The organism is Paraburkholderia sartisoli (genome assembly GCF_900107685.1).
In the GTDB taxonomy this organism is placed as follows: domain Bacteria; phylum Pseudomonadota; class Gammaproteobacteria; order Burkholderiales; family Burkholderiaceae; genus Paraburkholderia; species Paraburkholderia sartisoli.
In genome coordinates, this window is the sequence record NZ_FNRQ01000003.1 from 171,373 (window position 1) to 184,878 (window position 13,506).

General features: G+C 64.5%; 12 protein-coding genes and 1 other RNA gene. 3 read left to right on the plus strand and 10 right to left on the minus strand.

Annotated features, from left to right (window positions below; translation table 11 throughout):
* Positions 1 to 3: 3 nt before the first annotated feature.
* The gene (locus BLV45_RS12065; RefSeq protein ID WP_090533192.1) at positions 4 to 1,074 is read right to left on the minus strand and encodes a protein-L-isoaspartate(D-aspartate) O-methyltransferase; all 1,071 of its coding nucleotides are present in this window, start codon (positions 1,072 to 1,074) and stop codon (positions 4 to 6) included.
* Positions 1,071 to 1,829: a 5'/3'-nucleotidase SurE gene (gene surE / locus BLV45_RS12070; protein WP_090533194.1), complete on the minus strand. Its 759-nt coding sequence runs from the start codon at positions 1,827 to 1,829 to the stop codon at positions 1,071 to 1,073. The genes BLV45_RS12065 and surE overlap by 4 nt, the downstream gene beginning before the upstream one ends.
* 160 nt (positions 1,830 to 1,989) lie before the next feature.
* Here surE and BLV45_RS12075 point away from each other — a divergent pair, with 160 nt between their 5' ends.
* Complete coding sequence (locus tag BLV45_RS12075; protein ID WP_090533859.1) at positions 1,990 to 2,964, plus strand: NADPH:quinone oxidoreductase family protein; 975 nt, start codon at positions 1,990 to 1,992, stop codon at positions 2,962 to 2,964.
* 107 nt (positions 2,965 to 3,071) lie between these two features.
* Here BLV45_RS12075 and BLV45_RS12080 read toward each other — a convergent pair whose 3' ends face one another.
* The 8 genes from BLV45_RS12080 to ffs form a co-directional block, all read right to left on the minus strand.
* Positions 3,072 to 3,896, minus strand: a complete 825-nt coding sequence (locus BLV45_RS12080) for an ABC transporter permease (RefSeq protein ID WP_090533196.1) — start codon at positions 3,894 to 3,896, stop codon at positions 3,072 to 3,074.
* A 40-nt stretch (positions 3,897 to 3,936) separates the two neighbouring features.
* Positions 3,937 to 4,749 (minus strand): ABC transporter ATP-binding protein, encoded by an 813-nt coding sequence (locus BLV45_RS12085; RefSeq protein ID WP_090533198.1) that lies wholly within the window; start codon positions 4,747 to 4,749, stop codon positions 3,937 to 3,939.
* A gap of 97 nt (positions 4,750 to 4,846) precedes the next feature.
* Positions 4,847 to 5,884: an ABC transporter substrate-binding protein gene (locus tag BLV45_RS12090; protein ID WP_090533200.1), complete on the minus strand. Its 1,038-nt coding sequence runs from the start codon at positions 5,882 to 5,884 to the stop codon at positions 4,847 to 4,849.
* A 117-nt stretch (positions 5,885 to 6,001) separates the two neighbouring features.
* The gene (locus BLV45_RS12095) at positions 6,002 to 7,207 is read right to left on the minus strand and encodes a CaiB/BaiF CoA transferase family protein (RefSeq protein ID WP_090533202.1); all 1,206 of its coding nucleotides are present in this window, start codon (positions 7,205 to 7,207) and stop codon (positions 6,002 to 6,004) included.
* 77 nt (positions 7,208 to 7,284) lie between these two features.
* Positions 7,285 to 7,881: a recombination mediator RecR gene (recR, locus tag BLV45_RS12100; protein WP_090533204.1), complete on the minus strand. Its 597-nt coding sequence runs from the start codon at positions 7,879 to 7,881 to the stop codon at positions 7,285 to 7,287.
* A gap of 115 nt (positions 7,882 to 7,996) precedes the next feature.
* Positions 7,997 to 8,323 (minus strand): YbaB/EbfC family nucleoid-associated protein, encoded by a 327-nt coding sequence (locus BLV45_RS12105; protein WP_007182071.1) that lies wholly within the window; start codon positions 8,321 to 8,323, stop codon positions 7,997 to 7,999.
* Between the two features lie 84 nt (positions 8,324 to 8,407).
* Positions 8,408 to 10,957, minus strand: a complete 2,550-nt coding sequence (locus BLV45_RS12110; RefSeq protein WP_090533206.1) for a DNA polymerase III subunit gamma/tau — start codon at positions 10,955 to 10,957, stop codon at positions 8,408 to 8,410.
* 203 nt (positions 10,958 to 11,160) lie between these two features.
* An RNA gene (gene ffs, locus BLV45_RS12115) (signal recognition particle sRNA small type) lies at positions 11,161 to 11,259 on the minus strand.
* A gap of 433 nt (positions 11,260 to 11,692) precedes the next feature.
* Between ffs and trxA the strand changes: the two genes are divergently transcribed.
* On the plus strand, positions 11,693 to 12,019 hold the full coding sequence (gene trxA, locus BLV45_RS12120; protein WP_006048864.1) for a thioredoxin TrxA: 327 nt from the start codon (positions 11,693 to 11,695) through the stop codon (positions 12,017 to 12,019).
* 213 nt (positions 12,020 to 12,232) lie between these two features.
* A complete protein-coding gene (rho, locus tag BLV45_RS12125) occupies positions 12,233 to 13,495 on the plus strand; it encodes a transcription termination factor Rho (RefSeq protein WP_090533209.1) in 1,263 nt (420 codons plus the stop codon).
* The last annotated feature ends 11 nt before the right edge of the window (positions 13,496 to 13,506 follow it).

Sequence of the window (13,506 nt, forward strand, 5' to 3'; positions counted from 1 at the left end):
GTTTCAGATCACTCCGGATTTTAAGGGTACAAAGAAAACGCGATCAAGCCGCGACTCGCGCCACTGCGCGGGGCCCGCGCGCTCGACGAGCGTCAGCACCTGCGACTGCCCTTCCTGCGAGCCGACCGGCGCGACGAGCCGCCCGCCGATCGCCAGCTGTTCGAGGAGCGCATGCGGCACGTCGAGGCCCGCGGCGGCAATCACGATCGCATCGAACGGCGCGACCGCCGGCAGACCGACGCGGCCGTCGCCGTAATGCAGACGGATGTTCGGGATGCGCAACGGCCGCAGGTTGATCTTCGCGCGCTCGAAAAGCGGCTTGATACGCTCGATCGAATAGACGTCGCGTGCGACCTGGCTCAGCACGGCCGCCTGATAACCGCAGCCGGTGCCGATTTCGAGCACGTTCGCGAGCGGCCGGCCCGCCGCGGCCAGCTCGATCATGCGCGCGACGACCGACGGCTTCGAGATCGTCTGGTGATGACCGATCGGCAGCGCCGCATCTTCGTAGGCCTGGGTCGCGAGACCGGGATCGACGAACATGTGACGCGGCACGACGGACATCGCATTCAGCACGCGCGGATCGGTTACGCCATTCGCTCGCAGGCGTTCGACCATGCGTTCGCGAACGCGTTCCGAGGTCAGCGCCATCGCGCTGCTGAGCGCGACGTTCGGCGCGGCACTGCGCCCGGCAGGCGAAGCGGCCGGTTTTATCTGGGACGGTCTGGCCGTCGACGGTTTCAACGCCGGCGCTCTGGCTGCCTCTGGTTTGACCGCCGCGGATTTAACGATGACGGGTTGCGCGGCCGCGGGCCTCGCCACTGCCGGATGGCTGCTCGCCGGCGTGGCGACCGTGGCGGCCGGACGCGCGTGCAGCGGCTTGACCGTTGCAGGGGTGGCATTCGCGGGTTTCAGCGCCACGGGCTTCACGGCCGCCGTTGTGGCAGGCTTCGCGCCGCCCGGCTTGCCGCTCGCCACCGCGCGCGTCTCGCCCGCGCGGCCTTCGGGCCGGCGCGGTTCACGCACGAGATCGGCGAGACCGAGCGGAAAGCGCTTTGCGCGATCGCACGTCATTGAGCGCCGCTCCCGGCGCGCGCCCAGTCGCGCGCCGCGGGCAGCATCTGCGTGTGGGTCAGGTCGAGTTGCAGCGGCGTGATCGAAACATGGCCGTTCGCGACGGCGTGAAAATCGGTGCCTTCGCTGGCATCGCGCGCGCTGCCCGACGGCCCGATCCAGTAGATCGGTTCGCCGCGCGGGTTGGTCTGGCGAATCACGGGCTGCGACGGATGGCGCTTGCCCAGCCGTGTCACCTGCCAGTCACGCAACGCGTCGTACGGCAGATTCGGAATATTGACGTTCAGCAGCGGACACCCCGGCAGCGGACGCCCGAGATAATGCGCGACGATTTCAGCGGCGACGCGCGCTGCGTCTTCGAGATGTGCCCAGTCCTTGTCGACGAGCGAAAACGCGATGGCCGGCACGCCGAACATGATGCCTTCGGTCGCGGCGGCGACGGTGCCCGAATAGAGCGTGTCTTCGCCCATGTTCTGGCCGTTGTTGATACCCGAGACGACGAGGTCCGGCGTGTGGTCCAGCATGCCCGTCAGCGCGATGTGAACGGAGTCGGTCGGCGTGCCGTTCACGTAGTAGAAACCGTTCGACGAACGCAGCACCGAAAGCGGCCGCGACAGCGTCAGCGAGTTCGACGCGCCGCTGCAGTTCTGCTCGGGCGCCATCACCGTTATATCGGCGAGCGGCTTCAGCGCTTCGTGAAGCGCGGCGAGGCCGGGCGCCAGATAACCATCGTCATTACTGATCAGGATTCGCATGCGGCGATTGTAACCGAGGAACCCGGCGATTAAACACGCGTTGCGGTCGTCCCGCTGACCGACACGCGGCGCGCAGCGAGGCCCGGCATGAATAGCACGCTCGTGCGGGTTGATTTACACTCGATCGTTCAACCCGGTCAACAACGCGAAGGAAGACACGATGCGCGCAATTCGCTGTAATCAGTATGGTCCGCCGGAAAGCCTGACCGTCGAAACGCTTCCCGACCTCGAACCGAAGGCCGGCGAAGTGGTCATCGACGTCAAGGCGGCGAGCGTCAATTTCCCGGACGTGCTGATCATCGAGAACAAGTATCAGATGAAGCCGCCCCTGCCGTTCACGCCGGGCTCGGAAGCCGCGGGCGTCGTGCGTGCGCTCGGCGATGGCGTACGCGATTTCAGGGTGGGCCAGCGGGTGGTCGCGTTCACGGGTTCGGGCGCGTTCGCCGGACAGGCCGTGGCGCCCGCCTCCGCCTGCGTGCCGCTTCCCGACGACGCCGATTTCGCCGTCGCCGCCGCGTTCACGCTGGCGTATGGCACCTCGCACCATGCGGTCGTCGATCGCGCGCAACTGAAAGCCGGCGAGACGATGCTCGTGCTGGGCGCCGCGGGTGGTGTGGGCCTCGCCGCGGTCGAGATCGGCAAGGCGCTCGGCGCACGCGTGATCGCGGCCGCATCGACCGACGAAAAACTCGCGATCTGCGTCGAACACGGCGCGGACGCGACGATCAACTACAGCCGCGAGGATCTGCGCGAGCGGATCAAGGCGCTCACCGACGGCAAGGGTCCCGACGTGATCTACGACCCGGTTGGCGGCATCTACGCGGAACCGGCGTTTCGCAGCATCGGCTGGCGCGGCCGTTATCTGGTGGTTGGCTTCGCGAACGGCGAAATTCCGAAGCTGCCGCTGAACCTGACGCTGCTGAAGGGCGCGAGCATCGTCGGCGTGTTCTGGGGCGATTACGCGCGGCGCGAGCCACAGAACAACGTCGCGGCCTTCGAGGAGATGGTCGGCTGGATGAAGGCGGGCAAGCTGCGTCCGCACATCTCGGCGCGCTACGCGCTCGAGGATACGCCACGCGCGCTGCGCGACATGGCGGAACGACGCGTGATCGGCAAGATCGTCATTACGCCCTGAAGCGCTACGTTTTCCTCGCGACAACAAAGCCCCCAAAAAAACAGCGCGCGATCCACACATCGCGCGCTGTTTTCGTTTGCGGACCTGCTTTTTTACCGGGTCGTCCTTTACAGCTTCTCGGTTTCGCCGCTCTTTGGCTGCCACTTCATCAGACGGCGCTCCGCCACGCCGACGATGCCATCCAGAATCAGCGCGAACGCGGTCAGTACGAGGATGCCCGCGAACACCGTGTTGATATCGAACGTGCCTTCGGCCTGCAGGATCAGATAACCGACGCCACGCGCCGAGCCCAGATATTCGCCGACCACCGAGCCGACGAACGCGAGCCCCACCGATGTATGCAGGCTCGAAAACACCCAGCTCATCGCGCTGGGAAGATACACGTTGCGCAACAGCTGCTTGCGGTTCGCGCCGAGCATGCGGGCGTTGGCGAGCACGACGGGGCTGACTTCCTTCACGCCCTGATAGACGTTGAAGAACACGATGAAGAACACGAGCGTCACGCCAAGCGCGACCTTCGACCAGATGCCGAGCCCGAACCACACGCCGAAAATCGGCGCGAGAATCACGCGCGGCATCGAGTTCGCGGCCTTGACGTAGGGATCGAACAACGCGCTCGTCAGCGGCGAAAGCGCGAGCCACAAGCCGACGCCAAGACCGAAGACCGTGCCGAACGCGAACGCGAGCACGGTTTCGATCAGCGTGACCCACAGATGCAGATAGATCTCCCCGCCAGAAAACCACTCCCAGATGCGCACGAGCACCTTCTGCGGTTCGCCGAAGAAGAACGCGGCCTTGTTCGGGTCGTCGAAATAGAACGGCGGCAGGAGCGTCGGGCTGGTGAGCGCATACCACAGCAGAAAGCTCAGCACGAGCAGCAGCCACTGCCAGATCACCAGGTTGGCGCGATTCGGGAGCACACGCTTCCACATGTCTTTCGTTACCTTGTTGGTCGTCGGTGGAAAGCCGCGCTCAGGCGGCCGTCAGTTGCTGCTGGTAGCCCTTGAGCACCTCGTCGCGCAGCACGCTCCAGATCTGTGCGTGGAGTTCGACGAAACGCGGATGCGAGCGGATTTCCGCGACGTCGCGCGGACGCGGCAGATCGATCGTGAATTCGCCGATCGGACGCGTGCCCGGCCCCGCCGACAGCACGACGACACGGTCCGACATCGCGATCGCTTCGTCGAGATCGTGCGTGATGAAGAGCACGGCCTTGCGTTTCGCGGCCCACAGGTCGAGCAGCTCGTTTTCCATCAGCTGGCGCGTCTGGATATCGAGCGCGGAAAACGGTTCGTCCATCAGGATGATGTCAGGGTCGAGAATCAGCGTCTGCGCCAGCGCGACGCGCTTGCGCATGCCGCCCGACAGCTGATGCGGATACCGGTCGCCGAAACCGCCGAGGCCCACGCGCTTTAACCATTCGTCGGCGCGCCTGCGGGCTTCGGCGCGCGGCACGTTGTGGAACGTGAGGCCGGCCATCACGTTGTCGAGCGCCGAGCGCCACGGCATCAATGCGTCGGCCTGGAACATGTAGCCCGCGCGCCGGTTGATGCCCTTCAGCGGCTCGCCGAATGCCGTCACGCCGCCCGAAGACGGTTCCAGCAGCCCCGCGCCGACGTTCAGCAACGTCGACTTGCCGCAGCCCGTCGGACCCACGACCGACACGAATTCGCCGGGCGCGATGTGCAGCGTCGTGTCCTTGACGGCCGTGTAGCGTTGCGTGCGGTCATCGCGCGACGCGAACGTGCAGGTGATGTTGTCGAGCGCCAGTGCAGGAACGGTCATCGTTCGATTCGCTTCTTCGGATGCGTTGGGGTTCGTTAGCATGACGGGCCGTGATGAACCACCGGCCCGTCATGCGCGAAACAGCGTGAGATGGCGTTCAGGCCTTGACGGTGGCGAGCGCTTTCTTGACGAAGTCGTTCGTCCACGTCTTCGACAGGTCGATCGGCTTGCCCTTGATCGTGTCATCGAACGTCTGGAGCGTTTTCAGCGATGTCGCGGGACCGTCGGCCGGCATCAGGCCGTCCGGCGACATCGCTTCCTTCACGTGCTGCCATGCGTCGAGATAGAGCGCGCGGTCGCCGAGCAGATAGCCCTCCGGCACGGTGTTGATCAGCTCGCTGCCGGTGGCCGTCTGCAGCCATTTGAGCGCGCGCACCATTGCGTTGGTCAGCGCCTGTGTCGTACCCGGATTCTTCGTGATGAAGCTTTGCGACGCGTACAGGCAGCCCGCCGGCATGTTGCCGCCGAACACCGTGCGCGTGTCGGCGAGCGTGCGCGTGTCCGACACCACGCGGATGTCGCCCGCGCGTTCGAGCTTCGTCATCACCGGATCGAGATTGGCGATCGCGTCGATCTGGCCGGATTGCAGCGCCGAGATCGCGCCCGCGCCCGCACCCACACCGATGAACGCGACGTCCTTTGCGGTGAGCCCGGCTTTCGCGAGCACGAAGCTCGCCATGATCGACGTCGACGAACCCGGCGCCGTGACCCCGATTTTCTTGCCCTTCAGATCGGCGATCGTCCTGTAGTTCGGCATCGCCTTCTTCGACACGGCGAGCACGATCTGTGGCGCGCGCCCCTGCAGCACGAATTCGCGGAACATCTGGCTTCTCGCCTGCAACAGCAGCGTGTGTTCGAACGCGCCGGACACGACGTCCGCGCTGCCGCCGACCGCGGCCTTCAACGCCTGCGAGCCGCCCGCGAAATCGGAGATTTCGACGTCGAGCCCTTCGTCCTTGAAGAAGTTGCGACGCTCGGCGATCGTGAGCGGCAGGTAATAGAACAGGTTCTTGCCGCCGACGGCGATCGATACCTTCGTCGTCTCCAGCTTGCCCTGCCCGAAGGCGAGCGGCGTGCCGGCGAGCGCGGCGCCAGCGAGTGCGGCCGAGCCGCTCAGGAATGTTCTGCGTTGCATCCCGGTGTCTCCGTTCCAGTCGTGTTTTTGTTGTACCCGGCCCCGTGTGCCGGGTTATCGCGAGTCTTGCTGTGTCTCGTGTTTCTGCCGCCTCACGCGCCCTGCGTGGACGTCACCTCAAACGATCCGCTCCGCGTGCAGCCGGGCAATGTCGCCTGCATCATAACCTAGTGAATGGAGGACTTCATCGGTATGTTCACCCAGTTCCGGGCCGAGCCAGCGCGTTTCCCCTGGCGTGTCCGAGAGCTTCGGCGTGACGCCCGGCAACGTGATCTCGACGTTGTCCTGCCACTTGAAGCGCTGGATCATCTGGCGGGCGAGATACTGCGGATCGGTGAACATGTCGGCGACGCTGTAGATGCGCCCAACCGGCACGTCAGCCGCGTTCAATACGGCAAGCGCCTCGTCGATCGTGCGGGTGGCGAGCCACGTGGCGATCGCCGCGTCGATCTCGAGCGTGCGCGGCACGCGGCCGTCGTTCTGCGCGAGGCCCGGATCGTTCGCGAGGTCCTCGCGGTCGATCGCGATCATCAGGCGCTTGAAAATCGGATCGCTGTTGCCGCCGATCACGATGCTGCCGTCGCGGCACGGATACGTGTTCGACGGCACGATGCCCGGCAGCGACGCGCCGGTGCGCTCGCGCACCATGCCGTACACGCCGTATTCCGGCACGACGCTTTCCATCATGTTGAAGACGGCTTCGTACAGCGCGACGTCGACGACCTGCCCCTTGCCGCCATTCACCTGCTTGTGATGCAGCGCCATCAGCGCGCCGATCACGCCGTGCAGCGCGGCGATCGAGTCACCGATCGAAATGCCGATGCGCGGCGGCGGCAGGTCCGGATAACCGGTGATGTGGCGCAGGCCGCCCATCGATTCGGCGATCGCACCGAAGCCCGGACGGTCGCGATACGGGCCCGTCTGGCCATAACCGGAGAGCCGCACCATCACGAGACCGGGATTTTCCGCGGACAGCACGTCGTAACCGAGCCCGAGCTTTTCGAGCAGCCCGGGGCGGAAATTCTCGATGACGATATCGGCTTCCTTCGCGAGACGGCGGACGATTTCCTTGCCCTCTTCGGCCTTCAGGTTGATCGTCACCGACTTCTTGTTGCGCGCCTGCACCGCCCACCACAGCGACGTGCCGCCCACTTCCGGATAGAGCTTGCGCCACTTGCGCAGCGGATCGCCGCCGTTCGGGTCTTCGATCTTGATGACGTCCGCGCCGAACTCGCCCATGAACCGCGCCGCGAACGGACCTGCGATCAGCGTGCCGAGTTCGAGCACCTTGACGCCCGCGAGCGGGCCTGTGGTTGCGCTCATGTGTCTCCTTCGTTTCTGGCTGGGTCTGCGAAAGGCAATCGCTGCCGGTGTTCGTGTCGGTGCAAAGAGAGCCCGCGTTACATCGAACGCCGGTCCAGCATGGCGCGGGCGATGGTGCCGGCGTCCACGTATTCGAGTTCGCCGCCGACCGGCACGCCACGCGCGAGCCGCGTCACGGCAAGTCCGCGCGCCTTCAGCGTCTGGCCAAGGTAATGCGCGGTCGCCTCGCCTTCGTTGGTGAAATTGGTTGCGAGCACGACTTCCTTGACGACGCCGTCCGACGCGCGCTTCACCAGCCGGTCGAAATGAATCTCCTTCGGGCCGATGCCGTCGAGCGGACTGAGCCGCCCCATCAGCACGAAATAGAGACCGCGGTAGGTCATCGTCTGCTCGAGCATGATCTGGTCAGCCGGCGTTTCGACGACGCACAGCAACGCCGGATCGCGCTCCTCATCGAGACAGACGTCGCAGATCCGCGCCTCGGTGAACGTGTTGCACTTCTCGCAATGCTGGAGATGTTCGGTCGCGAACAGCAGCGAGCGGCCGAGCTTTTCGGCGCCGTCGCGATCGTGCTGCATCAGGTGATACGCCATGCGTTGCGCGGATTTGGGCCCGACTCCGGGCAGCGCGCGCAGCGCTTCGACGAGCGCCGACAGGGCGGAAGGTTGTTTCATGCGAAATCGGCGTCGTCAAAAAAGCAAGGCGAAAGTGCTGCGGGTCGTGCTTCAGGTCGTTCACGGGTTCACTGGTGCGTCCCGTTACCTGACCCGCGAAGCTGACGCTGCCGGATCAGAACGGCAGCTTGAATCCCGGCGGCAGCGGCAGGCCCGACGTCATGCCGCCCATCTTTTCCTGCGCGGTGGCTTCGGCCTTGCGCACGGCATCGTTGAACGCGGCGGCAACGAGGTCTTCGAGCATGTCCTTGTCGTCGGCGAGGAGGCTCGGATCGATCGACACGCGGCGCACGTCGTTCTTGCAGGTCATCGTCACCTTGACGAGGCCCGCGCCCGACTGTCCTTCGACTTCGATCAGCGCGAGCTGCTCCTGCATCTTCTTCATGTTTTCCTGCATCTGCTGGGCCTGCTTCATCAGCCCGGCGAGTTGACCTTTCATCATGGCATGCTCCTTCTTGATCGTTTGAAATTCAGGGGTCTGGCGGCGGCGCTTCGTATCAACCGCGCCTTTCGATGTGTGTTCAGTTCAATGCGAGGCGGATGCGTTGCCGGCCGCGCCCTGCCCGGCGTCCGGCGCGATCGGCCGGATCGAATCCGGCACGATGCTCGCGCCGAAATCGCGGATCAGCGATTGCACGAACGGATCCTGCCGGATCTCACGTTCCGCGTCCTGCTGGCGCTGCGCGCGTGCCGCGGCATCGAGCGCGGCGGCCGTGCGGCGCGCGGCGCCCACTTCGACCTGCACGTCGACCGTCTTGCCGAGGCGTTCGGCGAGCGCCGCTTTCAGCTTCGCGACCTGCGCTGCGTCCGCGTATTGCTGCACCGGGACGTTCAACCGGAGCGTCGTGCCGTCGAGCGACATCAGTTCGCTGTTGAACGCCAGCTGATACGAAATGCCCTTCAGCGGCAGGCCGACGGCAAACGCGGGCCAGTCGCCCTCGAAGCCGATGGCGTCGAGCGGAACGGCGGGCGGCAGCGGACGCGTGTCGACGACGGGCGCGGGTTCTTTTGCAGCGGGCGCAAGACGCACGTCGTCGGGACCGCTGTCGAAGACGGGCATGTAGCCGTCATCGGGCGGCGCGAAAAACGCATCGTCCGACGACATCGGCATGTAGTCGTCTGGCGGCATGTCGTCCCACGGCGGGACGGACGAGCCACCCTGATTGCCGTTGTTACGCGCTTGCGGCTGGGCGGCCGGCTCGCGCGTGGGCGCGGCGTCCTGCGCGCGGCGCGGCGCGGCGGGCGCCGGGACCGGGACGTTGACGCGCGGCGCCGGCTTCGGCGTGGCGGCTTTCGGCGCAGGCGCTGCTGCGGCCGGTGCGGCGGCACGGCCACGGTCGGACGATACTTTCAGGCCCGCGCTGCGCAGCACGTCGAGCGCCGCGCTCGCGCCGCCGGCGCGGCGCGGCGCGGCCGCGGATTCCTGTTGCTGCAGCGAGGCCGCTGCGGTTTCGTTCGGCGTCACGCTGGAAACGGGCGCGGGCGTGGCCGCAACGGCTGTTTGTTCTGGCGCACGAATCACAGGTTCGCTGTCGGCCGGCGCGCGAGTGTCTTCGTCGGCCCGCACGGCAGGATTCGCCGAAGCAGAGGCCTCGACAGCGTGTGCGTCTTCGTGCGCGACTGGTTCCGGTGATGCGACATTGGCTGGCGCTTCGTTCGCAACCGGCTCAAGGGCGACGCTTCTGGCGACAGCGTCGGCCGCAACCGGCGCCACATTCGCCTTCACAGTAACGACCGCATCGACCTTGTCTTGCACGTCGCCGGTCGCAACATCCGCAGCCACAACCGACGCCGGTCGCGCACCGCTATCAGACTGGGCACTCGCCGGCTCACGACCTGCGGGCGCCACCGCGTCCGCTGCCGTCCTCACGTCATTCGCCGCGACACCTTGCCGGGCAGTCGCCATGGGCGCGGCCGTCCGCGAAGCCGCCGCTGCACCGGCTCCAGCCGGTCGCGTAGCGGGCGCGACGCCACCACCACCGCCGCCATTCGGCGCCAGTTCGAACGCGAGCATCCGCAGGAGCGTCATCGTGAAACCGGCGTATTCGTCGGGCGCGAGACCGAGTTCGCCGCGCCCCACGGTCGCGATCTGATAGAAAAGCTGAACCTGCTCCGGGCTCAACATCTCGGCGAACCGGCGGATATCGCCCGCTTCCGGCCATTCGTCCAGCACGGACGAAGGCGCGAATTGCGCCCAGCCGACCCGGTGCAGCAGACTCGCGAGATCCTGCAGCGCCGTCGAAAACGACAGGCTGCGCAGCGCCATTTCGTCGGCGACCGCCAGCACACCCGCGCCGTCGCCCGCGGCGAGTGCGTCGAGCAGGCGAATCAGATAGCTCTGGTCGAGCGCGCCGAGCATGCCGCGCACGGCTTCCTCGGTGACCTGGTTAGCCGAATAGGCGATCGCCTGATCGGTCAATGAAAGCGCATCGCGCATCGAACCGTCGGCCGCGCGCGCGAGCAGACGCAGCGCCTGCGGCTCGGACGGGATTTTTTCCTCGCCGAGAATCCGTTCGAGATGCGAGACGATGTGCCCCGAAGGCATCTGCTTCAGATTGAACTGCAGACAGCGCGAGAGCACCGTCACGGGAATCTTCTGCGGATCGGTCGTCGCGAGGATGAACTTGACGTGCGAAGGCGGCTCCTCCAGCGTCTTCAACATCGCGTTGAAGGCGTGGTTCGTGAGCATGTGTACTTCGTCGATCATGTAGACCTTGAAGCGCGCGTCGACCGGCGCGTAGACCGCGCGCTCGAGCAGCGCCGCCATCTCGTCGACGCCGCGATTGCTCGCCGCGTCCATCTCGACATAATCGACAAAACGGCCTTCATCGATCTCGCGGCACGCGCGGCACACGCCGCACGGCGTCGCGGTCACGCCGGTCTCGCAGTTGAGCGCCTTGGCGAAAATCCGCGACAGCGTCGTCTTGCCGACGCCCCGGGTTCCGGTAAACAGATAGGCGTGATGCAGACGCCCGCCGTCGAGCGCGTGCGTGAGCGCGCGCACCACGTGCTCCTGTCCGACGAGCGACGCGAAATCCTTCGGCCGCCACTTGCGTGCGAGAACTTGATAGGTCATCCGGAAATTGTATCAGCAACGATGATGCGCAAAGACGAATCGGAACGACCCGACGACAGGCTGCCGCTTCATTGTATTTTGCTAACGAATCGATAGCAGAAAACCAGGGACGGCAGTCGACCGGAACGCAAAACGTGGAAGCGAAAACGCGGGAGCAGACAGAACCAGCAGAGAGGAAAAACGCGAACTGCGGAAAGGAGGAAGGTGACGAGCCCGACCCTCGGCACTGGCGGAAAACGGCTGTGGCTGCTTCGTTCCCGACCTGACCAGGTTGACCATCCCTCCATGCGAGGAGGCCCGTCACGAAGCATTCTATCACCGGTCGCCGCATAACGCGACTCCTGATGGCGGCGAAACGCGCGACGATCAGCACACAGCGCCCTGCCGCCGTGCGTTCATCGCTCTTGTATTTACTTGCGCGCGTCACCAGATAAGCACTGAAGCAGCACACCGTGCAAATGCACAGACCGATGTGGAACAGACGTTACGAAACGCCAGGGATCGGCATATTGCCCTGCCGGCATCACTACTATCACCACCGGCAACGCATAGCGATTTAGGCTAAACTGGCGTACGAATGACCCGTAACGTCACGGTCTGCGGCGCGTCCATCGGGTAGTGCCGAAGGGTGTCCCGCCAGGCGATGAATGCGGCGAGGCGAACAGAAGTTTTCCTGGTTTGATGTATCGTGGCGAGCCATCAGGGCGACCGCGATCCGATAGAGGTATTCATACAATGAGCGAACAAATCAAGCATATCAGCGACGCATCGTTCGAACAGGACGTCGTCAAATCCGACAAACCCGTGCTGCTCGACTTCTGGGCCGAATGGTGCGGACCGTGCAAGATGATCGCGCCGATCCTCGACGAAGTCGCGAAGGACTACGCGGATCGCCTGCAGATCGCCAAGATCAATGTCGACGAGCATCAATCCACGCCGGTCAAGTTCGGCGTGCGCGGCATCCCCACGCTGATCCTCTTCAAGAACGGCGCGGTTGCTGCCCAGAAGGTCGGCGCGCTGTCGAAGTCGCAACTCACCGCGTTCCTCGACGGCAATCTTTAAGCCGGTCTTGTGATGCGCCCGGGGCGCGTTGTTGTCACCGGACAACAACGCGCCCCGTGAACAGGCTTTTCCGCTGCACAGGCGGAATCCGGCATGTGCTATGCTAGAATCAATTAAACGTCGAAAAGACGTGTAAGTCCCTGAGCGGTTCCGCTCACTTCTCCTCCCAGATTCCATTTCGTCGCACCTTCTCCTCCCCGGCGGGTTCTCCGTATGCATTTATCCGAGCTTAAGACTCAGCACGTGTCCGAATTGATCGAGATGGCCAATGGCCTCGAGATCGAAAGTGCCAATCGCCTGCGCAAGCAGGAACTGATGTTCGCCATTCTTAAAAAGCGCGCCAAGGCAGGCGACACGATCTTCGGCGACGGCACGCTCGAAGTGCTGCCGGACGGTTTCGGCTTCCTCCGCTCACCGGAAACGTCGTATCTCGCGAGCACGGACGATATCTATATCAGTCCGTCGCAGATCCGCCGCTTCAACCTGCACACCGGCGACACGATCGAAGGCGAAGTCCGCACGCCGAAAGACGGCGAGCGCTATTTCGCGCTGGTGAAGGTCGACAAGGTCAACGGCCAGCCGCCCGAAGCCTCGAAGCACAAGATCATGTTTGAAAACCTGACGCCGCTTCACCCGAACAAGGTGATGCTGCTCGAGCGCGAAATGCGCGGCGAGGAAAACGTCACGGGCCGCATCATCGACATGATCTCGCCGATCGGCAAGGGCCAGCGCGGCCTGCTCGTCGCCTCGCCGAAGTCGGGCAAGACCGTGATGCTGCAGCACATCGCGCACGCGATCAAACAGAACCATCCGGATATCGTGCTGTTCGTGCTGCTGATCGACGAACGTCCGGAAGAAGTGACCGAAATGCAGCGTTCGGTAGCCGGCGAAGTGATCGCCTCCACGTTCGACGAACCGGCCGCGCGCCACGTGCAGGTCGCCGAAATGGTGATCGAAAAGGCCAAGCGCCTCGTCGAAATGAAGAACGACGTCGTGATTCTGCTCGACTCGATCACGCGTCTCGCGCGTGCGTACAACACGGTTGTGCCGGCCTCGGGCAAGGTGCTCACCGGCGGTGTCGACGCCAACGCGCTGCAACGTCCGAAGCGTTTCTTCGGCGCGGCCCGTAATATCGAGGAAGGTGGCTCGCTCACCATCATCGGCACGGCGCTGATCGAAACCGGCAGCCGCATGGACGACGTGATCTACGAAGAATTCAAGGGCACCGGCAACATGGAAGTACACCTTGAGCGCCGTCTTGCTGAAAAGCGCGTGTACCCTTCGATCAACCTGAACAAGTCGGGCACGCGCCGCGAAGAGCTGCTGATCAAGCCCGAAGTGCTGCAGAAGATCTGGGTGCTGCGCAAGTTCATCCACGACATGGACGAAGTCGAATCGATGGAATTCCTGCTCGACAAGATTCGCCAGACGAAGAGCAACTCCGAGTTCTTCGACATGATGCGTCGCGGCAGCTGAGTTTAGCGTTC

Excerpts from the sequence above, each read along its gene's own strand:
- BLV45_RS12085 (WP_090533198.1), bottom strand. The coding sequence starts at position 4,749 with ATGACCGTTCCTGCACTGGCGCTCGACAACATCACCTGCACGTTCGCG.
- rho (WP_090533209.1), top strand. The coding sequence starts at position 12,233 with ATGCATTTATCCGAGCTTAAGACTCAGCACGTGTCCGAATTGATCGAG.
- recR (WP_090533204.1), bottom strand. The coding sequence starts at position 7,881 with ATGAAACAACCTTCCGCCCTGTCGGCGCTCGTCGAAGCGCTGCGCGCG.
- BLV45_RS12110 (WP_090533206.1), bottom strand. The coding sequence starts at position 10,957 with ATGACCTATCAAGTTCTCGCACGCAAGTGGCGGCCGAAGGATTTCGCG.
- trxA (WP_006048864.1), top strand. The coding sequence starts at position 11,693 with ATGAGCGAACAAATCAAGCATATCAGCGACGCATCGTTCGAACAGGAC.
- BLV45_RS12095 (WP_090533202.1), bottom strand. The coding sequence starts at position 7,207 with ATGAGCGCAACCACAGGCCCGCTCGCGGGCGTCAAGGTGCTCGAACTC.
- BLV45_RS12105 (WP_007182071.1), bottom strand. The coding sequence starts at position 8,323 with ATGATGAAAGGTCAACTCGCCGGGCTGATGAAGCAGGCCCAGCAGATG.
- BLV45_RS12080 (WP_090533196.1), bottom strand. The coding sequence starts at position 3,896 with ATGTGGAAGCGTGTGCTCCCGAATCGCGCCAACCTGGTGATCTGGCAG.
- BLV45_RS12065 (WP_090533192.1), bottom strand. The coding sequence starts at position 1,074 with ATGACGTGCGATCGCGCAAAGCGCTTTCCGCTCGGTCTCGCCGATCTC.
- BLV45_RS12075 (WP_090533859.1), top strand. The coding sequence starts at position 1,990 with ATGCGCGCAATTCGCTGTAATCAGTATGGTCCGCCGGAAAGCCTGACC.
- BLV45_RS12090 (WP_090533200.1), bottom strand. The coding sequence starts at position 5,884 with ATGCAACGCAGAACATTCCTGAGCGGCTCGGCCGCACTCGCTGGCGCC.
- surE (WP_090533194.1), bottom strand. The coding sequence starts at position 1,829 with ATGCGAATCCTGATCAGTAATGACGATGGTTATCTGGCGCCCGGCCTC.